We start from the raw sequence: 19,949 nt of genomic DNA on the forward strand, positions 1-19,949 counted from the left end.
GGAACATCCGATGCAACATCTTCTGAAAGACAGTGATCTGAACAAAGCCCAGATCGAGGCGTTGATTGCGCTGGGCAAAGCGGTCAAGGCCGACCCGAAGAAGTACAGCCAGGTGCTGGCCGGCAAGAGCGTGGTCACCCTGTTCGAGAAACCCTCCCTGCGCACCCGGGTCACTTTCGACATCGGCATCGCCAAACTGGGCGGCCACAGCGTTTATCTGGATCAGCAAAACGGCGCGCTGGGCAAGCGGGAGTCGGTGAAGGATTTCGCCGCCAACCTGTCGCGCTGGTGTGATGCCATCGTCGCCCGGGTGTTCGATCACCAGACGCTTGTTGAGCTTGCTGAACACGGCTCTGCGCCGGTGGTGAACAGCCTGTGCAACCTCTACCACCCCTGTCAGGGGCTGGCCGACTTTATGACCATTGCCGAGCACTACGACGATCTGTCGAAGGTGAAGCTTGCTTACCTCGGTGATGGCAACAACGTCAGTCACTCTCTGCTGCTGCTGGGGGCCACCCTCGGCACCGACGTCACCCTGATCTGCCCGAAAGGCCACGGCCCGGATACCCAGATCTTCCTGCAGGCGCAGGCTCTGGCGGCCAAGTCGGGGGCGACCATCCACATCAGCGATGACGTGGCAGATATCGAAGGGTTCGACGTGGCCTACACAGATACCTGGGTCTCCATGGGCGACAACACCCCGATGGAGCAGGTCAAAGACCTCTTTATGCCTTACCAGATCAACCAGGCCCTGCTCGACCGCACCGGCATTGCACATGTGCTGCATTGCCAGCCGGCCCATCGCGAGCTGGAGATCACCTCGCAGGTGATGGATGGCCCCGCCTCCCTCATCATGGACGAGGCCGAAAACCGGATGCATATCCAGAACGCCGTGTTGCTTACCCTTCTGGGTGGCAAGTAACGCGACACTCAACCTGAATCACGACCCTTTTATTGAATCATCATCGAATCATCACGGAGAGAAGTAACATGAGCGGAATCAACAAGATCGTACTGGCTTACTCGGGTGGACTGGATACCTCGGCCATCATTCCCTGGCTGAAAGAGCACTATGACGCCGAAATCATCGCCTTCGTGGCCGATGTGGGTCAGGAGCGCGACGATCTGGAAGGGATCGAGCAGAAGGCGATCGCCTCCGGTGCCACCAAATGCATCATCAAGGATCTGCGGGAAGAGTTCGTCAAAGAGTACGTCTACCCGACCCTGAAGACCGGCGCCGTCTATGAAGGCACCTATCTGCTGGGCACCTCCATGGCCCGTCCGGTGATCGCCAAGGCGATGGTCGAAGCGGCGCTGGCGGAAGGGGCCGATGCCATCTCCCACGGCTGCACCGGCAAGGGTAACGATCAGGTACGTTTCGAAGGTGCGGTCGCTGCGCTGGCGCCCCAGCTGAAAGTGATCGCCCCGTGGCGGATCTGGGACATGCGCTCCCGGGAAGATCTGCTCTCCTATCTGGAGACCCGCAACATCCCCTGCAAGGCGACCCTGAAGAAGATCTACAGCCGCGACGCCAACGCCTGGCACATCTCCACCGAGGGTGGCGAGCTGGAGAGCACCTGGAACGAGCCCTCCGAAGCGGTCTGGCAGTGGACCGTACCGGCCGAACAGGCACCGGATCAGCCGGAGTACGTCAAGCTGACCGTGGCGCAGGGTGAAGTGGTGGCCGTTGACGACCAGCCGCTCAGCCCGCACCAGATCCTGATGACCCTGAACGAGCGTGCCGGCAAGCACGGCGTGGGCCGCATCGACATCACCGAAAACCGGATGGTGGGCATGAAGTCCCGCGGCTGCTACGAAACCCCGGGCGGTACCGTGATGGTCGCTGCGCTGCGCGCCGTGGAAGAGCTGGTACTGGATCGCCCAACCCGCGCCTGGCGGGAGAAGCTGGGTGCCGAGTTCTCCCATCTGGTCTATGACGGTCGCTGGTTCACTCCGCTGTGCAAGGCGATCCTCGCCTCTGCTAACGCCATCGCCGAAGATCTCGACGGTGAAGTGGTGCTGAAGATGTATAAGGGTCAGGTCACTGCGGTGCAGAAGAAGTCGCCGAACAGCCTCTACTCCGAAGACTTCGCCACCTTCGGTGCCGACGAAGTGTATGACCAGAGCCATGCCGAAGGCTTTATCCGTCTCTACACCCTGGCCAGCCGGATCCGCGCCATGAAGGAACAGCATCAGGCCATCGGTGGTGATCATACCCACGGTTAAGCCACTGGAGTTAATCCGCTGGTACCGAAGAGGGGGCATGGCCCCCTCTTCTACAGGCAGAGGGCATAACCCCTGACCCATCATCGGCGGTGTGACAAGAGCGGCAGCGCCCCGGCCGCTTCTGTGAGATAACAGGCTCGCAGAAAAACAGGGCACGATTTCAAGCTCGGCGGCTAGGGCGCCACCGACAACGCATTCAAGGAGAGCAGTATGGCACTTTGGGGTGGACGCTTCAGTCAGGGAGCCGATAGCCGGTTCAAGCAGTTCAACGATTCGCTGCGGTTCGATTACCGGCTGGCGGAGCAGGATATTCAGGGCTCCATGGCCTGGGCCAAAGCGCTGGTGAAAGTGGGCGTATTGACCGCCGATGAGCAGGGAAAACTGCAACAGGCGATGGAGGTGCTGCTCGCCTCGGTGCAGCAGGATCCCCAACAGATCCTGAGTTCGGACGCCGAAGATATCCACTCCTGGGTCGAGAGCCAGCTCATCGCCGCCGTCGGCGATCTTGGCAAGAAGCTGCACACCGGCCGCTCGCGCAACGATCAGGTCGCCACCGACCTGAAACTCTGGTGCAAGGCGCAGGGTGAGCTGCTGCTCGGCTCCATCACCGCCCTGCAGCAGGGACTGGTCGCCTCCGCCCGTGCCAATCAGGCCGCGGTGCTGCCCGGTTACACCCACCTGCAGCGGGCCCAACCGGTCACCTTCGCTCACTGGGCGCTGGCCTATGTGGAGATGCTGGAGCGGGACTACTCCCGGCTGCAGGATGCCCTCAAGCGCCTCGACACCAGCCCGCTCGGCTGCGGCGCGCTGGCGGGCACTGCCTACGCCATCGACCGCGAAGCGCTGGCGCTCGACATGGGCTTTGCCGGCGCCACCCGCAACAGTCTGGATTCGGTCTCAGATCGGGATCATGTGGTAGAGCTGATGCATGTGGCGTCCCTCTCCATGACACACCTGTCGCGCTTTGCCGAAGACCTTATCTTCTACAACACCGGCGAGGCGGGCTTTGTCGAGCTCTCCGATGCGGTCACTTCCGGCTCGTCCCTGATGCCACAGAAGAAGAACCCGGATGCGCTGGAGCTGATCCGCGGCAAGACCGGCCGGGTGGTCGGCGCCCAGATGGGCATGCTGATGAGCCTCAAGGCGCTGCCGCTGGCCTACAACAAGGACATGCAGGAAGACAAAGAGGGGCTGTTCGATGCCCTCGACACCTGGCACGACTGCCTCGATATGGCGGCTCTGGTGCTGATCGACCTGAAAGTGAATGGCGAGCGCACCATGGCGGCAGCGCAAGGCGGCTACGCCAACGCCACCGAGCTGGCGGACTATCTGGTGGCCAAGGGGATTCCATTCCGTGAAGCGCACCATATCGTCGGCGAAACCGTGGTCTTTGCCATCAGCGTGGGCAAACCGCTGGAGGAGCTCTCCATCGGCGAGTTCCAGCGCTTCAGCCCGGTGATCGAGTTCGACGTCTACCCCAATCTGGAACTGGAAGCGACCCTCGCCAAACGGGTTGCCAAAGGCGGCGTCGCCCGCGAGCAGGTAGAAGCGGCCCTCACTGCTGCCGAAACATGTCTGGCGCAACGCACTTAAATTCGGGCATATCTGAAAGTGAGGAGGGGGAGCGATAGCTCCCCTTATTTACGACTTCTTTAGTTCTACTGAATTAGCAGGACGTACCGATGTAAAAAAAGCCCCAATATTATGTATTGCGATTGTGTTTCCACACGCTGGACAATTGGCCGTGTATTCACACCGAACAGCGAGAAGTCCATTTGAATAGCCATTGAAATGGTTACCACACTTTTTGCAATACATAGGTGTAACTGACGGCATATTTGATTCTCCACGAATAGAAAGATATGAATTCCTCTCTTCTATGGATATGAAACGGGTGGGCTATTCCTAGGAAATAGCCATAGTCACGCTTTGCATCACATCCACACGAATACGCTACCAGATTATTTATTGACAGGCTCGTCATCTACTGAAGTCGATACTGCTCAGGCATTTCACGCACAGGCATTGAGCAGTTTACCCACCCCCTCCCCCTTGCCATTGGGCAGGGTTTGCTTGAAGGCGTAGAGCACCTGTTCGAGGTTGAGATTGCTGGCACCGAGGGAATCCTTGAGGGTATTGAGCTCGCTTTGCAGCGCATCAAAGCGAGTGCTCTGGGTGCCGCTCGCCAGCTGGTTGCGGGCGCTGTCGATGGCAGCCGGGAGGGATTGGCCACCATTCTCCTGCCCCAGAGTCTGCATCAGCTCCCCCATAAAGTGGTTGATGGCCGAGCGGTTCTGTTCGCTATCGGCATCCTTGATACCGAGTCGCTGGAACAAGCTCTGGACAGTCGGGGCAAGGCGCTCTTCCTGCACGGTTTGCTGCACAGGCTTAGGTTTGGCACTGCTGCCAAGCAACTGACTGCCCAGCTTGAGGGCGATAGAGGCAAGGGGAAGCAGGTTGCTGATCATGCTCTTTCTCCTCGACAACGACCCTGAATGGTGTTGCCAAGAGATGTGCATAAGCGGGGCCAGCACGGCGATAAAACGCACCGCACCGGCTAATCCCTTGAATGGCTGATCTATTTATTCAACCAGCACGCAGGAGATGGCCGAGCGCAAAGGGGTGTCAGGCGGCCAGTAGCTGCCGCCACAAGCGGTAGTGGCAATGTGGTGGCAAAGCGTTTTGCCGCCCACCCGAGCCGCGCCCCCTTCCTTTCACACCCTGATCGCCAACTCTTTGAGCCACTTGCGCTGCTGATGGCACCAACAGAGTAAAACCTGACAAAAGCACCGCAGCGATCAGGCACCGAATAACGACCTGCGGGCTTACTAATCGAGCGGTGATCCGCCCACAAGGCATGACCAATAGAAATGAAAAGAGGCTCCGAAGAGCCTCTTTTTATGTCCGTATCTGAACCCGACTCAGCCCAGCAGTAGATAGAGCTGGTGAGCGGCCACACCAGCGCACAGGCCGCCGATGGTGTGGGCAACGATGGCGCGGGAGGTGAGGTGGCGATAGCCGAGGGCATCGAGCATGGCGGTGTGGGTGCTCAGGAAGCCACTCCAGCACATCCCCATGGCGGTAAACACCGCGACCTCGTTACCAGTGATCCACCCCTTGGCGATAAAGGGGGGCACCAGTGACATGGCGGCACCGACCGCACCGAGGGAGGTGGCTGGGAAGGCGACCAGCTCCGGCTGCTGGAAGCCGAACAGCAGGTCAAACAGCCAGCTCACCTTGGCGGCCAGCACCGGCAGCAGGGCTACCCCCTGAAACGCTTCGCCGGTGTACCCCTTGTCGCCCGGGCCGAAGGTGAGCAGCATCACGAAGGTACTAATGATCAGCACCCCGGGGATCACCGCCATTCCCAGCTCCACACCAGATTTGCCGCCATCGAGCAGAGAGTTGAGGATCCGCAGCCAGCCGGGAGCCGCCTCTTTGGTTACCCCGACCTTGCGGCCGTCGGACGATACCGCGTCATCGTTCAGCACTTCCCCCACCAAGGGGCGGATCATCCGTTGCATCAGTCGGGTAGAGACCACCGAGCCCACCAGAGCACCGAGCAGCCCGATCAGCGCCGCGCTGGCGGTGGATTCACCGCTCGGCAGCTGCAAGGTGGCCATAAAGGTGACCACGATCAGCCCCATGCCGAAGGCGGTGCCGAAGTTGGTCAGCGACACCAGTTGCCACGGAGTGAAGCCTTTGCGAAAGCGGCTGTCCTTGGCGAGGCTGATCACCGCCGGGTTGTCTGAGAAGAAGGTCATCAGCGCCGCCAGCGCGGTGCGACCGGGCAGACGAAACACCGGCTTCATCAGCGGGGCCAGCAGCACTTCCAGCAGGCGGATCACTCCGAACTCGCTCAATAGCTGGCTCAGGGCACCAGAGAGCACCGTGATCCCCATGATAAAGAGCACGGTATTGAGCAGTAGCTGGTGGGCGGTATTGAACAGGGTGTTGACCATGGCAGAGAGGCCCATCTGGCTGCCGAGGTAACCGAACAGGCTGCCGAGAATAAGCAGCACCAGCACGGGTTCCATCCAGTTCCGAATGACGGCAAGTCGCCCCTTTGACTCTATAACTACATGATTTTCCATATCTATCCTGCGGTTCATCTGTGCGTGTGTGGTTGTTTTTATGGTTAAAAAATGGCTGCGCCAAATAGAAAAAAGCCCTTGTCTTGCGACAAGGGCTTTTTGAATTGGCTCCTCCTACTGGACTTGAACCAGTGACATACGGATTAACAGTCCGCCGTTCTACCGACTGAACTAAGGAGGAATTGTAATTGGTGCCCAGAGACGGAATCGAACCGCCGACACGGGGATTTTCAATCCCCTGCTCTACCGACTGAGCTATCTGGGCAAATGGTGCCGGCTACCGGAATCGAACTGGTGACCTACTGATTACAAGTCAGTTGCTCTACCTACTGAGCTAAGCCGGCACACTTTAAACCATTGTGCATGAACAAATTTTTTATTTCATGGCACCAAAATTGGTGCCCAGAGACGGAATCGAACCGCCGACACGGGGATTTTCAATCCCCTGCTCTACCGACTGAGCTATCTGGGCGTGGGCGCTATTAAACGGATTTTAAGGCGGATGGTCAACGGGAAATTTCACTTTTTGTCTCGTTCGTCTCTTTTTTGCGCAACATCGTCCATTTCTGCCACTTCTTCGGCACAGGCCGCGCCTTTTCGCCCCCAGACTCTGGGTTCCTCCCCCTTGAGCAGGCGGGAGATGTTCTCGTGATGGCGGATCAGGATGAGGCAGGAGAGCAGCGAGACTGGCAGGGTGTATTCGGGTTTGAGCAGATAGGTAAAGAGTGGCGTCAGCAGCACGGTAATGATGGAGGCCAGCGAGGAGTAGCCGCTCACCAGCAGCACCAGCAGCCAGGTGCCAATCACGGCGCCCCCCATGGTAAAGCCGATGGGCATCATGGTCCCCAGTGCCGTGGCGACTCCTTTGCCACCACGAAAATGAAAGAAGATGGGGTACATATGGCCGAGGCAGGCGGCGACCCCGATAAAGCCGAGGTAGACGGGTTTGATCTGCAGATACCAGGCGAGATAGACGGGCACAGTGCCCTTGAGCACATCGAGCAACAGCACCACCAGCGCCGCCATCCGGCCACCGAGGCGCAGCACATTGGTTGCCCCCGGATTGTGGGAGCCATGATCCCGCGGGTCGGGCAGACCTGTGCAGCGGGAGACCAGCACAGCACTGGATAGTGAACCACCCAGGTAGGCCAGAATAATCATCAAAATCGTCAGGGCCGTCATCTTGGTCGTTTTTACCACGATATGAATGGGGTATGATGCGGGCCACATACGCTGGCATGGGCCCATGCCCACCCAGAGCGCCTCGGCAAGCCTGTTGCCCGGCCAGCATCCCTGCGCTGTCATCACAGCCCATCAAGAGTAAAGAAGAAGTACAGTCATGGACAAGGTGTTTATTCGCGGACTCGAAGTTTTGACCACCATAGGTGTATATGAGTGGGAGAAGGGCATTCGCCAAAAGCTCCGTTTTGACCTCGAGATGGGGTTCGACAACCGCCCCGCGGCAGCAACCGACGACATCAATCTGGCACTGGATTATGCCGACCTCTCCAACAAGATTTGCGAGCATGTCACCGGCAAAGTCGTTGAGCTGGTCGAGACCATGGCCGAGCAGGTTGCCATGCTGGTGCTCGCCGACGAGCGGGTACAGTGGGTCAAGGTGACCCTCACCAAGCCGGGCGCCGTGCCCAATGCCGCCGGGGTCGGCGTCGAAATCCTGCGCCATCGCACACCAACTGCGAGCAGCAACTGATGACCACCATCTATATCAGCCTCGGCTCCAACATCGAGCGAGAGCGCCATATTCGCGCCGGGCTCGATGCCCTGCACGCCGAGTTTGGCGAGCTGCGGGTCTCCCGGGTATTCGAGAGCGAGGCGGTCGGCTTCAACGGCCGCCCCTTCTACAACCTGGTGGCGGCTGCCGAGACCGATCTGCCGCTGACCACCGTCTGCCAGCGACTGCGGGCCATGGAGTTCGCCCACGGCCGCGAGCCGGATGCCAAGAAGTTCGCCCCGCGCACCCTGGATCTCGATCTGCTGCTCTATGGCGATCTGGTCTGCGACACCCCGCTGGTGCTGCCGCGCGGTGAAGTGCTCACCAACGCCTTCGTGCTATGGCCGCTGGCCGAGCTGGCACCCAAACTGCGCCACCCGGTCGATGGCCGCACCATGGGCGAGCTGTGGCAGGCCTATGACAAGACCTCCCAGCAGCTGTGTCCCATTCCCTTTCACTGGGAAGCGTGCGAATTGCAGCATCACTGATCAACAAGGGCGCCTCACGGCGCCCTTGTTGTTTTCACGGACAGAGTTGCTTATCACGGATAAGAAAGTGTCATTGGGCCTGACCCTGCGAGGCTGGCAGGATAGCGCCCACTACAGGAGAACCCCATGCCACTCGATACCATTCACCATTTCAACTGCCAGCTGCTGGCTGAACTGCCCCACCAGCGCTATGAGCATGAACCCATTCTCGACTACGCCACCGATGAAAAGGTCAAGGCCCGCCTCGGCTGGCAGGCGGAGTTCAGCAAGACCCTGTTTCTCAAGTTCAAGGATGGCCGCTTCGCCCTGCTGCTGACCCACAGGGACGGACGGCTCGACAACAAGGCGGTCAAGGCCGCACTCGGTGCCAAGCCCTCCATCTGCACCGCCGAAGAGATGCAGGCGGAGATTGGCTGCCTGCCGGGGGCGGTCTGCCCCTTCCTGCCCCGCGCCGATATTCCGCTACTGGTGGATCCGCAACTGCTCAACCACACCGCCTTCACCTGGACTCCGGGCCACCCGGAGCAGACCTTTCTGCTGGCGACCGAGCATCTGGCCGAAGTGCTGGCGCAGCTCCCCTGCGAGGTCAGCTATCTACCCGCCCCGACGACGTAGCCCCATCGCGCGCCAGTTGGGCGAAGATCAGCGCCGCCAGCATGGAGAGCAGCCCGACACAGAGGTAGGTAAGGTGGAACCCGGCCAGCCACTGACCCTCGGCCACTGAGGTGCCCGCCGAGAAGAGCCCGAGCAGGCTGGCGGCAATCGCCACCCCCAAACTCATGGAGAGCTGCATCACTACCGAGAGCAGACCGTTGCCACTGCTGGCCAGGGTCGGGCTGAGATCTTGCAGCGTGAGCGTGTTCATGGCGGAGAACTGCAGCGAGTTGATGGCGCCGAAGATCGCCAGCCAGCCCAGCAAGACCCAGTAGGGGAGCTGGTTGTCGATGAAATAGAAGCTGGCGATCATCGCCCCCAGCAACAGGGTGTTGCCGATCAGGATGCGGCGATAGCCCACCTTCGAAATAAGCTTGTTCACCAGCGTCTTGGTCAGCATGGCGCCAATCACGGTGGGGATCATGGTCATCCCCGCCTTGCTTGGCGAGAAACCGAGCCCCAACTGCAGAAACAGCGGGGTGAGGAAGGGCATGGCGCCGCTGCCGAGGCGGGCAAACAGGTTGCCCCAGATGCCGATGGCAAAGGTGGTGGTCTTGAACAGGTTCAGGCTAAAGAGCGGCTGCTGTGCATTGGCGGCATAGAGCCAGTAGCTCGCCATCGCAGCCAAGCCGAAGATCAGTGCAAACAGCGCCCAACCGGTGGAGATGCTGTGCTCCCCCAGCCCCTGCAAGCCGACCGACACCAGCACCATGCCGACGCTGAACATCACAAAGCCCTGCCAGTCGAACCGGGCGGTCTGCTGCCGCAGCTCCGGCATAAAGTGCCAACTGGCGATAAAGCCGAGCAGCCCCACCGGCAGGTTGATGAGAAATACCCAGTGCCAGCTCGCCACTTCCACCAGCCAGCCACCGAGTGCCGGCCCCATCAGCGGGCCGAGCAGCCCCGGGATGGTGACAAACGACATCACCCGCAGCAGCTCGTGCTTGTCATAGACCCGCAGCACCGCCAACCGTCCCACCGGCATCAGCAGCGCACCGCCAATCCCCTGAAGCACACGGGCGGCCACCAGCATGGAGAGCGAATTGGAGGCGGCGCAGGCGAGCGAGCCGAGGGTAAAGAGCGAGATGGCGGCCAGATAGATGCGGCGGGTACCGAATCTGTCTGCCAGCCAGCCGGAGGCCGGGATCAGCAGCGCCACAGTCAGCATGTAGGCGATGATCACCGACTGCATCTGCAGCGGGCTCTCCCCCAAGGTCTCGGCCATGCTGGGCAGGGCGGTGTTGAGAATGGTGCCATCCAGCGCCTGCATAAAGAAACCGACCGCCGCCAGCAGGGGCAGCCACTTGCGCTGGGCATCTGTCACTGTGTGGCTCATTGCCACCTCCATTATTTTTGCGGGGGAGCGGCGGCGGTCAGGAAGAGATCGACACAACTCAGGGTCCAGGCATCCTGCTCGGCAGCGCTCTGGGTCAACGGCAGACCCAGCTCACGGAGCATGCGCTCCTTGCCCTGCCACATCAGCAACAGCTGCAAAGCGGCCTGTTCGCTGTCTTGATGGCACAGCAGGCCTTGCTGCTTCTGCTGCTCCAGCCAGTTGGACAGCATCTCGGTCACGTAGAGCGGGCCCGCCTCGAAAAAAAGGGTGGCCAGCTGGGCATCGTTGCAGCTGATGCAGGTGCGAAAGATATTGATGGCATCATCGCTCAGGATCAACTTGCGAAAGCTGCGACCAAAGGCAATCAGACTCTCCCGCACATTGTTGCCACGCAACAATACCTCCGGCATAAGCTCACTGCTGACGCACTTGCTGCCCACCGCTTCGGCAAACAGCGACTCCTTGTTGGCAAAATGGCTGTAGACCGTCTGCTTGGAGACGCCCGCTTCACTGGCCACCATGTCCATGCTGACCAGATGCAGACCGTGCTGACAGAAGAGCCGCCCGGCAGCATCGAGGATCGCAGCCCGCTTCTGCTGACTACGGGGTGAAATGTTCATTTTTCCTCCACAATCAAACTGGACAGTCTAGTTTCGAAAAACTAGACTCACCGGTGTGATTTGATGTTATGTCAACCAGAGGATGATGTCATGACACTTTGCTTAATCCTGCTGGCGCTGTTACTGAGTGGCTGCAGCCCGGTCACAGAGTCAGAAGAAACACCTGCCCTGACCCGGGTGATCGCCCAGCCGCTGCAAGCCAGCGATCACTACCCGGTGCTACACCGCTTCAATGGCAGGGTGATCGCCCCCGAGCACAGCCAGATAGGCTTCGAGCTGGCAGGGCGGATCGCCACCCTGCACAAGGGACGGGGAGAGCCGGTCGCGGCTGGCGAACTGCTCGCCACACTGGATACCCGGCTGCTGGCAGTGGAAGCCAAAGAGCTGGCCGCCCGGGCCGCCCAGAACGAGGCCGAGCTGACCCTTGCCCGACAGACGCTCGAACGACTCACCGCCCTGCGCCAGCAGCAGTTCAGCTCCCGTCAGGCGCTGGATGAACAGCAGAGCAAAGTCCGCATGCTGGAGGCAAGCGCCAACCAGCTGGCCGCCGCCCTCGAAGCCAACCGGGTCAAACAGGAGAAATCACAGCTGCGCGCCCCCTTCAACGGGATTGTGGTCAGCCGTGAACAGGCATTGGGGGCCGTGGTGGCCGCAGGCCAGCCTCTCTTCTCCCTGACCCGCAGCGGCCAGTGGGAGGCCGATATCGGCGTGCCGGTGAAACAGGCCGAGTCCCTGATCGTCGGCCAACGCTATCCCCTGCAAAGCGGGGCGCAATCACTGGAGGGACGCCTGCTTAATCTGGGGGTACAAGTGGACGGGCAGACCCACACCCGCACCGCCCGCTTCCAGCTGACCCGGGGCGGCGAACAACTGGCAGAGGGGCAACTGATCACCCTGTTGCATCAGACCCGCGAGCCCACCCGCGCCTACGAGGTGCCGCTCACCGCGCTGACCCAGGGATTGCGCGGCAGCTGGACCCTCTATCTGCTCAACGACGAAACGCCACCCCGGGTGGTCAGTCGGGACGTCACCCTGCTGCAACAAGATGGCGAGCGGGCCTGGATAAGTGGTGCCCTGAACGGACAGGAACAGCTGGTGACCGATGGCCTGCATAAACTGGTGCCGGGCCAGCAGGTCACCCTGACAACCAGCGTGGATCATCAGGCAGGCCATCCGGAGCCACAGTCATGATCCGCCCGTTTATCGAGAATGGCCGCCTGCTGCTGTTGACGGTCGCGCTGCTGCTGACGGCCGCCCTTGCGGCATTGCAGACCCTGCCCAGAACCGAAGATCCCCAGCTCACCAGCCGCTTTGCCAGCGTGGTTACCCACTTCCCCGGGGCCAGCGCCGAGCGGGTGGAAGCGCTGGTAAGCGAGCCCATCGAGAACCGGTTGCGGGCCCAGAGCGAGATCAAGCTGATCGAGTCGAGCTCTCGCCCCGGTCTCTCCATCATCAATCTGGAGCTCAAGGATCAGGTCAGCGATGTCGAGCCTGTCTGGTCCAGAGTCCGTGACCGGCTGGCAGATCTTGCCTCCGGGCTGCCAGCCGGCGCCAGTGCCCCCAAGCTGGATGACGAGAAGGGCTATCCCTTCACCCGGCTGGTCAATGTGGTCTGGCGCGGGCCGGGCCAGCCGCAGCTGGATCGCCTCGCCCGCTACAGCGCCGAGCTGGAACGCCGGGCTCGCCAGCTGCCGGGTACCGAATACGTCGAGCGGGTCGGGGCACCACAGGAGGAGATCGAGGTACGGTTCGATCCCCTCGCCCTCAGTGCCAGCGGCATGAGTGGCGAACAGCTTGCCCAGGCGCTGAGCGGTGCTGATGCCAAAGTAGCCGCCGGGGAGTTGCAGGGCAGCCACAATCGCTTTCAGGTAGAGATCCGCGGCGCCCTCGATACCCTGGAGCGGATCCGCCAGATCCCGCTGCGCACCGGCGAGCAAGGCCAGACCCTGCGCCTTGGCGATCTGGCCGAGGTACGGCGTACCCTGCACCAGCCGGAGAGCCAGCTGGCCTTTGCCAATGGTGAGCGGGCGGTGGTGGTCGGCCTGCGCATGGCACAGGATCACCGCATCGACCTCTGGTCGGCACGGGTCGATACCATGCTGGCCAAGCTGCAACAGGACTTGCCGGATAATATCGGCCTCGTCACCAGCTTCGATCAGCAGCGTTATACCGATCAGCGGCTCGACACCCTGCTCATCAACATTGTGCAGGGCTTCCTCATCATAGTGGCCGTGCTGCTGGTGACCTTGGGGGTCAAGGCCGCCATTATCGTGGCCCTGTCGCTGCCGCTTACCGTGGCGTTCTCTTTCGCCTGCATGAACCTGATCAATCTGCCCATTCACCAGATGTCGGTCACCGGTCTGGTGGTGGCGCTCGGGATCATGGTGGATAACGCCATCGTCATGGCGGATCGGGTGCAGTATCAGCGCCGTCACGGCATGGCCATGAGTGCCGCCGCACTGGAAGCCATCGGCCACCTCTGGCTGCCACTGCTGGGCTCCACCCTCACCACCATGCTCGCCTTTATGCCGATCATTCTGATGCCGGGCCCGGCGGGCGAGTTTGTCGGCGGCATCGCCTGGGCGGTGATCTGTTCGCTGCTGGGATCCTACCTCATCGCCCACACCCTGGTGGCTGGCCTCGCAGCCCGCTGGATTGACAGTGATCAGGGGGGACGCTGGTATCAGGATGGCTTGCACCTGCCCCGGGTGAGCGCCCGTTTCCAGCAGAGCATCGCCATGGCGCTGGCTCACCCCTGGCGTACCCTGCTGCTGGTCAGTCTGCTGCCCCTGCTCGGTTTCTGGGTGGCGGGCCGCCTCACCGAACAGTTCTTTCCCCCTGCCGACCGGGACATGATCCACATCGAGGCCAGCCTCTCCCCACAGGCGAGCCTGGCGCGCACCCGCGAGCTGGCACTGGGGATCTACGCCGAGCTGGCCAGTCTCCCCGAACTGGTTCGTCAGGACTGGGTGGTGGGCGACAACGCCCCCAGCTTCTACTACAACCTGGTCCCCAGAAAACAGGGGCGGGCCGATTACGCCCAGGGGATGATCACCCTGCAGGATGCCGATGCCGCCGAGCGGCTCATTTCACAACTGCAGCAGCGGCTCGATGCAAAATTTCCCGAAGCGCAGATCCTGGTGCGCAAGCTGGAACAGGGGCCGCCCTTCAATGCCCCGGTCGAGCTGCGGCTGTTTGGCCCCGACCTTGAACAACTACACCGTCTGGGAGAGGAGCTGCGCAGTCTGCTCGCCAATACCCCGGCCGTGGTGCAGACCCGCGCCACCTTGCAGGCAGGGGCACCCAAACTCTGGTTGCAGGTCGATGAGGAGGCCGCCCGACTGGCAGGCATGAGCCTGACAGATGTTGCCTCCCGGCTGGCGGGTGCACTGGATGGCAGGTTGGGCGGCACTGTGCTGGAAGGCACCGAGTCAATCCCGGTTCGGGTGCGACTGGCCGAGCCCTTGCGTCAGGATCCGGATGCGCTGCTCAATGTGCCGCTGTCGCTCACCGGCACCGGCCAGCAAGGGGCAGCCAATCTCACCTTGCGGGCGCTGGCCACTCCCGAGCTGCTGCCAAGCTGGGGGGAGATCAGCCGTCGGGATGGTGAGCGGGTCAATGTGCTGGAGGCCTATCTGGCGGTCGGCGTACTGCCGCAAACCGTGCTGGAGCAGGTAAAAGAGAGGCTGGCCGCCAAGGCGCTGGCATTGCCGCCGGGCTATCGACTGGAGTTTGGCGGGGAAGCCGCCAAGCGGGATGAATCGGTGGGCAATCTGATGGCCCATGTCAGCCTGGTCGCCGTGCTGCTGGTGACCGTGCTGGTGCTCAGCTTCAACTCGTTCCGGCTGGCAGGCATCGTCACCCTGGTGGCGATCCAGTCGGCGGGGCTCGGCCTGCTGTGGGTCTGGCTGCTGGGCTACCCCTTCGGGTTTACGGTGATCATCGCCCTGCTGGGACTGATGGGGCTGGCCATCAACGCCGCCATCGTCATTCTGGCCGAGCTGAAGGCAGACCCGCTGGCACAACAGGGCAATCTGCCGCAGATCCGTGACCTGGTGGCCGGTTGCAGCCGCCACATCGTCTCAACCACCATCACCACGGTGGGCGGCTTCATCCCGCTATTGCTGGGGGGCGGCGGCTTCTGGCCCCCCTTTGCCATCCCCATCGCCGGTGGCACAGCGCTGGCGACCCTGCTCTCGTTCTACTTTGTGCCGGTGGCGTTTGTGTTGTTCAACCGCCGCCGTCCTGACCCGGTGCAGGAGAGCTGCAACGCGCAAGATCAGTTGTCGGGCTGACCCAGCATGGCTTTGAGCCGCTCTTCCAGAGTTGGCTCGGGGGCCTTGAGGGTCGCCATAAAGAGCTGTTCGATACCGGCCTTGTCCTGACTTTTCACGATAAACACCAGTCGGGACTGGGCCTTGCCCTCTGGCCAGTCGCCCAGCGCCTGCAGCGGATAGAGCTGGCCGTGGACGCCGTGGATCACCACCGGCTGGCTCTCCCCTTCCAGCTGCAAAATCCCCTTGAGGCGCAGCAGGGCATCGCCATACTGCGCCTGCACCGCATCGATAGCGGCCAGCAGACGAGAGGGCTTGAGCGGCTCGCCGATACGCAGGGAGAAACTCTCGATGTTGCCGTGCTCGAAGTGGGTGGGCGCAGCTGTGCCCACCTTGGCGGCGAACGGTTGCATCTTCGGCTGCATCGGTGACGCCAGCCCCTGCTTGGGGGATTCGGTGCGCAACCAGGCCAGCAGCTGGCGCACATCGCGCCCCGCCGCTTCGTTGTAGGCGCCGAGCTTTTCCAGCACCGCTGGCGACAGTTCGCCATTGGTCACCTGCTGGATCGGGGCCGCAGGATTGAGTGCCGCCAGCTGGGCTTCGACCCGCGCCAGCTGTTCGCCATCTACCAGATCCCCCTTGCTCACCACCAGCAGATCCGCCAGCGCTACCTGTTTCACCGCTTCATACTGGGCCGCCAACTGCTGCTCGATATGACCAGCATCCACCACGGTGACAGTGCCATCGAAGCGGTAGCGCTGGGCGATAAAGCCCTCTTCGCGCAGGGTAAATAGCACGGGAGCTGGATCGGCCAGACCAGTGGTCTCGATAATCAGTCGCTTGAACGGTTTGATTTTGCGCTGGATGGCCTTCATAAAGAGCCCCTGCAGCGCCTCCACCAAGGAGCCCTGCACCGAGCAGCAGATGCAGCCGGAGTCGAGCAGCATCACCTGCTCATCCACCTGTTGCACCAGATGGTGATCCAGCCCCACCGAGCCGAACTCGTTGATCAGCACGGCGCACTCGCCAAGCTCCGGCTGCTTGACCCAGTGGTTGAGCAAGGTGGTCTTGCCGCTGCCGAGAAAGCCGGTCAGCAGGGTCACTGGGATACGGGTATCTTGCATATCGGTCATGTCAGATCCTTACCGGTTGGCAAACAGGTCGCTGAGCCAGCGGTTTTCAAAGCGGCCGTGGGGGTCGAGCTCGGCTTTCAACGCCACGAAGTCGCTCCAGCGCGGCAGCAGGGCCGGGAAATCGTAGAGATCCATCGCCAGATGCTTGCCGAAGTGGGGGATGCCGCCAAGGGGCACCAGCAGTTGCTGCAGCTCGCGCATCTGCTCCATGGAGCCGTTGACGAAGGTGCCGTCCGCCGCCAGATAGACCAGAAAACCGATCCAGCAGACCGGCTGGCCATAAGCGGCGCTGAGCCAGGCCTCAGAGGGGCCGGTACAGCGCAGGATAAAGGGGTAGTGCAGCACGCCCGGGTTGGCCTGCTGCCAGGCCTGCAGGGTCTCCAGTGCCTCGTTCATGCGATGAAGCGGCACCGCCACCTCACAGTTGATCTGAGGTGCCGGGATCCCCTTGCAGAGGATCTGGTAGACGTTGCCCACCAGATCGGAGGCATCCTTGAAGCGGCGCACCGTCTCGAAGTGCTCCCCCGCCAAGGCCTCATCCTTGGTGTCTTTCGCCATCTTCTGCAAAGTGGCATCAATGGTGGCATTCATGCGGGCGTCGATATCGCCATCCAGCAGCAGCGGCTCGCTACCACCGGCGCGATAACGGGCCACCTCCTCATCGGAGGCAGGGTCCACCAGCCAGATGTGACTCTCGCCGGTCCAGGCAAACCACCAGCTCTTCACAAAGCCATGCTCGCGGTTGAGCCGTTCGTTGTGCTCCAGCAGGAAGGGGTAATCGGTGGTGAACTTGGTGCAGCGCATAATGCGGTTGGACACGGTGCGCAGGGTGACGTCGAGCAGGATGCCGAGCATCCCCATTCCCATCACGAAGGCACCGAAGCGCGGGTCGGTGCGATCCACCAGGATGATGTCGCCACTGGCCAGCATCACCGTCATCGCCTCCACCGCATCGCACAGGGCAGACTGGTGCAGCCCCTGACCGTGGGTGCCGGTGCTGAGGGCGCCGCCCAGGGTCTGGATGCCGATAACGCCGGGGGATGCGGGCAGCATCCGCTCCATGGCGATCAGCTCGGCATAAACGGTATCGAGCGGCGTCCCCGCCTGATAGGTCACGGTATCGGCAGTTTTCGCCAGCTGGCCGCGCAGGTGGTGCAAGTCCACCAGCAGCGCCTGACTGCCCTCGGCATAGACGCTGTGGATGGGTTCGAAGGAGAGGCCGGAGCCGATAAGGCGCAGCTTGCGCTCGGGGTGTTCCCGCAGCAGCGCTTGCAACTCGTCGCGGCTTTTCGGGCGCCACACCTGATCCAGCGCCCCAAGGGGATTGGTTCTCGACCAGTTGAACAGCACCTCCCGATTACCGATCGCCTTGATGCTGTGAAATGCCTGGAACTGAACCGTCATACCGCGCCTCATCTTTTACTGACGTCAAAATGAGCGCCGATTCTACCGAAAAGCGAGCCACAAGGCATGGAAAACAAGCCCCTGCACTTGAGGGGGGATAGGGAGAGAGCACTTCCCTACCCTGCCAGACAGGAGCGTGTCCGCCCGTCTGTCACCGATAGATCAGGTGGCGTTCGGGATGCCTCGTACCCCATCTGGCTGCCGGGTCTGCGCCTCTTCCGGCAGCAGCTCCTCGCAGAACTGGCGCAGCGGCATGGGGCGGGCAAACAGGTATCCCTGTAGATAGTCGACCCCTTTAGCCCTGAGGTAGTCAGCCTGACGCTCGCTCTCCACCCCTTCCGCCACCAGCGCCAGACCGAGCCGGGTCGCCAGATCGATCACGTTATCCACGATATGTTCCGAGAGCGACTCGGTACCGATGCGGGCAATAAAGGATTTGTCGATCTTGAGGTAATCCACATGGAACTGCTGCAGGTAAGCCAGGCTGGAGTGGCCGGTACCAAAGTCGTCGATGGCGAGTTTGACCCCCATCTCGTCCAGCTGGCGGAACAGGGAGAGGGTCTGGGGATCTGACATCAACAGCTCCCGCTCGGTCAGCTCCAGCACCAGTACCACCTTGCCGGGAACAAAGTGACCGAGGAAGGCGCGGCACTCGGCCAGCAGGGCAAAATCGTGGCAATGGGCGGCGCTGATGTTGAAGCTGATATGAAACCCATCGGGCAACTGCTCCTGAGAGCGGTTCAACCGTGTCGCCACCTGCTTCATGATATGGGTGGTCATGGGGACGATCAGTCCCGACTCCTCCGCTTGCGGGATAAAGAGATCGGGCCGGATCACCCCTTCATTGACATGCTCCCAGCGCATCAGCACCTCGGCGCCCATCATCTTGCCGTCGTGGCTGGCAATCAGCGGCTGCAAGTAGGGAACAAACTCCCTGGCTCGCAGGGCCCGTCGCAATTCATCTGTTGGCGAGCCGGGACGCCCCAGCACCCACCACACCAGCCAGGCCAGTAAAAGCGAGGAAAACGCCAGCCACGACAGCGCCACATGCCGCGCGGCCCACAGCGACTTCCAGTAGACCGGCATGGCATAACCGGCATGGATGGTGAAAGGATAATGGGATGAGGTGAGGGCCTGACTGATCCCGCGATGGAGAGTGGGCGCCTCGCTCAGATAGCGGCCAGACTCATTGAGCCAGGCCGATCCCACCTGCAGATAGAGCGCACTGGATTTTCCGCTCATGGAGAGCATGAAGCTGAGCTGGGTACTGTCGATGGCACTCAAGGCGGCATCCTTACCCTGCTCGGTGCGCACCACCAGCAGCGGGTGATTTTGCCGCACCCGGTTGCCACTCATCAGCAGCAGCTTGCGGCCGGTGTAGATGGAGCCATCATCGGCATCATTGGCCTCACCAAACAGCGAGGTGCAATTGATGATGCCGTTTCGTACCAGATTGACCGAACGCAGGAAGGGCTCGATGGCGACCTTCTTGCGCAGCACCAGCAGATTGTCGCGACAGGGAGCATTCACCAGAGGCAGCACGGAGCGATTGGCCTGCTCCGCATGATCCAGCATCGACTCCATCAGGGTTCTGGCCTTGTGGGCCGAGGCGCTGGATTCCGCTTTCAGCTCCTGCACATAATTGCTGTGGATGAGCCAAGCTCCCACCAGCAGCGGCAGGGTAAAGACCAGCAAGGCACCGCCGAAGCGTAACCCGGTTCGGGAGAGATCGATCCTGAACAGAAACATAAAGAACCACGCCGCAATTCGTCAGGCCTGCCAACGCAAGCACCCAGTGAACAGATATCCACTTTCCCTCGATAACGATGCCTCATCATTACCGCACATAACCGAACAACATAACCCAAAGCGTTTATAAAACGAACCACCAAACAGGTGGTTGGATCTCTCTAGCAAGGATCGTGCAAACAATCTTCAAAAAAGACGGTGAATAACACACAAATAAATAATGCCGCGTAAATACGCGG

Annotated in this window: 16 protein-coding genes and 4 tRNA genes; 8 read left to right on the forward strand and 12 right to left on the reverse strand. The window is 61.3% G+C overall.

Features of this window, described 5'->3' with window-relative positions; genetic code table 11:
• Positions 1-10 precede the first annotated feature (10 nt).
• From OKC31_RS08685 to argH, 3 genes are all read left to right on the forward strand, one after another.
• Positions 11-922 carry an ornithine carbamoyltransferase gene (locus tag OKC31_RS08685; RefSeq protein ID WP_247823569.1) on the forward strand — a complete coding sequence of 304 codons (912 nt, stop codon included), beginning with the start codon at positions 11-13 and terminating at the stop codon, positions 920-922.
• A gap of 68 nt (positions 923-990) precedes the next feature.
• The gene (locus OKC31_RS08690; protein ID WP_033115910.1) at positions 991-2,226 is read left to right on the forward strand and encodes an argininosuccinate synthase; all 1,236 of its coding nucleotides are present in this window, start codon (positions 991-993) and stop codon (positions 2,224-2,226) included.
• A 210-nt stretch (positions 2,227-2,436) separates the two neighbouring features.
• A complete protein-coding gene (gene argH, locus OKC31_RS08695; RefSeq protein WP_219264529.1) occupies positions 2,437-3,819 on the forward strand; it encodes an argininosuccinate lyase in 1,383 nt (460 codons plus the stop codon).
• A 419-nt stretch (positions 3,820-4,238) separates the two neighbouring features.
• On the opposite strand, the gene OKC31_RS08700 is transcribed toward argH, so the two are convergent.
• The 7 genes from OKC31_RS08700 to plsY form a co-directional block, all read right to left on the reverse strand.
• Entirely contained in the window at positions 4,239-4,694 is a 456-nt protein-coding gene (locus OKC31_RS08700) for a hypothetical protein (protein ID WP_219264530.1), read from the reverse strand.
• Between the two features lie 453 nt (positions 4,695-5,147).
• Positions 5,148-6,320: a CD0519/CD1768 family membrane protein gene (locus OKC31_RS08705; RefSeq protein ID WP_219264531.1), complete on the reverse strand. Its 1,173-nt coding sequence runs from the start codon at positions 6,318-6,320 to the stop codon at positions 5,148-5,150.
• 105 nt (positions 6,321-6,425) lie between these two features.
• A tRNA-Asn gene (locus tag OKC31_RS08710) sits at positions 6,426-6,501 on the reverse strand.
• Positions 6,502-6,509: 8 nt separating this feature from the next.
• Positions 6,510-6,585, reverse strand: a tRNA-Phe gene (locus OKC31_RS08715).
• 3 nt (positions 6,586-6,588) lie between these two features.
• Positions 6,589-6,664: transfer RNA gene (locus OKC31_RS08720), tRNA-Thr, on the reverse strand.
• A gap of 52 nt (positions 6,665-6,716) precedes the next feature.
• Positions 6,717-6,792, reverse strand: a tRNA-Phe gene (locus tag OKC31_RS08725).
• Positions 6,793-6,839: 47 nt separating this feature from the next.
• A complete protein-coding gene (gene plsY / locus OKC31_RS08730) occupies positions 6,840-7,502 on the reverse strand; it encodes a glycerol-3-phosphate 1-O-acyltransferase PlsY (RefSeq protein ID WP_042053596.1) in 663 nt (220 codons plus the stop codon).
• Positions 7,503-7,659: 157 nt separating this feature from the next.
• Here plsY and folB point away from each other — a divergent pair, with 157 nt between their 5' ends.
• The 3 genes from folB to OKC31_RS08745 all read left to right on the forward strand — a co-directional run bounded on the left by folB (position 7,660) and on the right by OKC31_RS08745 (position 9,155).
• A complete protein-coding gene (folB, locus tag OKC31_RS08735) occupies positions 7,660-8,031 on the forward strand; it encodes a dihydroneopterin aldolase (RefSeq protein WP_042053564.1) in 372 nt (123 codons plus the stop codon).
• The gene (folK, locus tag OKC31_RS08740; RefSeq protein WP_219264532.1) at positions 8,031-8,540 is read left to right on the forward strand and encodes a 2-amino-4-hydroxy-6-hydroxymethyldihydropteridine diphosphokinase; all 510 of its coding nucleotides are present in this window, start codon (positions 8,031-8,033) and stop codon (positions 8,538-8,540) included. The genes folB and folK overlap by 1 nt, the downstream gene beginning before the upstream one ends.
• Before the next feature lie 126 nt (positions 8,541-8,666).
• Positions 8,667-9,155, forward strand: a complete 489-nt coding sequence (locus tag OKC31_RS08745) for a YbaK/EbsC family protein (RefSeq protein WP_076494031.1) — start codon at positions 8,667-8,669, stop codon at positions 9,153-9,155.
• Here OKC31_RS08745 and mdtD read toward each other — a convergent pair.
• Together mdtD and OKC31_RS08755 are read right to left on the reverse strand one after the other, a co-directional pair.
• Positions 9,127-10,530 (reverse strand): multidrug transporter subunit MdtD, encoded by a 1,404-nt coding sequence (mdtD, locus tag OKC31_RS08750; protein ID WP_247823570.1) that lies wholly within the window; start codon positions 10,528-10,530, stop codon positions 9,127-9,129. The genes OKC31_RS08745 and mdtD overlap by 29 nt on opposite strands.
• 11 nt (positions 10,531-10,541) lie before the next feature.
• On the reverse strand, positions 10,542-11,150 hold the full coding sequence (locus tag OKC31_RS08755; protein ID WP_005355070.1) for a TetR/AcrR family transcriptional regulator: 609 nt from the start codon (positions 11,148-11,150) through the stop codon (positions 10,542-10,544).
• A gap of 90 nt (positions 11,151-11,240) precedes the next feature.
• On the opposite strand from OKC31_RS08755, the gene OKC31_RS08760 reads away from it, so the two are divergent.
• Positions 11,241-12,341 (forward strand): efflux RND transporter periplasmic adaptor subunit, encoded by a 1,101-nt coding sequence (locus OKC31_RS08760; RefSeq protein WP_219264534.1) that lies wholly within the window; start codon positions 11,241-11,243, stop codon positions 12,339-12,341.
• On the forward strand, positions 12,338-15,445 hold the full coding sequence (locus tag OKC31_RS08765; RefSeq protein WP_247823571.1) for an efflux RND transporter permease subunit: 3,108 nt from the start codon (positions 12,338-12,340) through the stop codon (positions 15,443-15,445). The genes OKC31_RS08760 and OKC31_RS08765 overlap by 4 nt, the downstream gene beginning before the upstream one ends.
• On the opposite strand, the gene OKC31_RS08770 is transcribed toward OKC31_RS08765, so the two are convergent.
• The 3 genes from OKC31_RS08770 to OKC31_RS08780 all read right to left on the reverse strand — a co-directional run bounded on the left by OKC31_RS08770 (position 15,430) and on the right by OKC31_RS08780 (position 19,710).
• Positions 15,430-16,557, reverse strand: a complete 1,128-nt coding sequence (locus tag OKC31_RS08770) for a CobW family GTP-binding protein (RefSeq protein WP_005355076.1) — start codon at positions 16,555-16,557, stop codon at positions 15,430-15,432. The genes OKC31_RS08765 and OKC31_RS08770 overlap by 16 nt on opposite strands.
• A gap of 9 nt (positions 16,558-16,566) precedes the next feature.
• A complete protein-coding gene (locus tag OKC31_RS08775) occupies positions 16,567-17,961 on the reverse strand; it encodes a D-arabinono-1,4-lactone oxidase (protein ID WP_247823572.1) in 1,395 nt (464 codons plus the stop codon).
• 162 nt (positions 17,962-18,123) lie between these two features.
• The gene (locus tag OKC31_RS08780) at positions 18,124-19,710 is read right to left on the reverse strand and encodes an EAL domain-containing protein (RefSeq protein ID WP_236317096.1); all 1,587 of its coding nucleotides are present in this window, start codon (positions 19,708-19,710) and stop codon (positions 18,124-18,126) included.
• Positions 19,711-19,949: the final 239 nt, after the last annotated feature.

Source organism: Aeromonas sp. Y293-4 (genome assembly GCF_027705905.1).
Taxonomy (GTDB): domain Bacteria; phylum Pseudomonadota; class Gammaproteobacteria; order Enterobacterales; family Aeromonadaceae; genus Aeromonas; species Aeromonas veronii.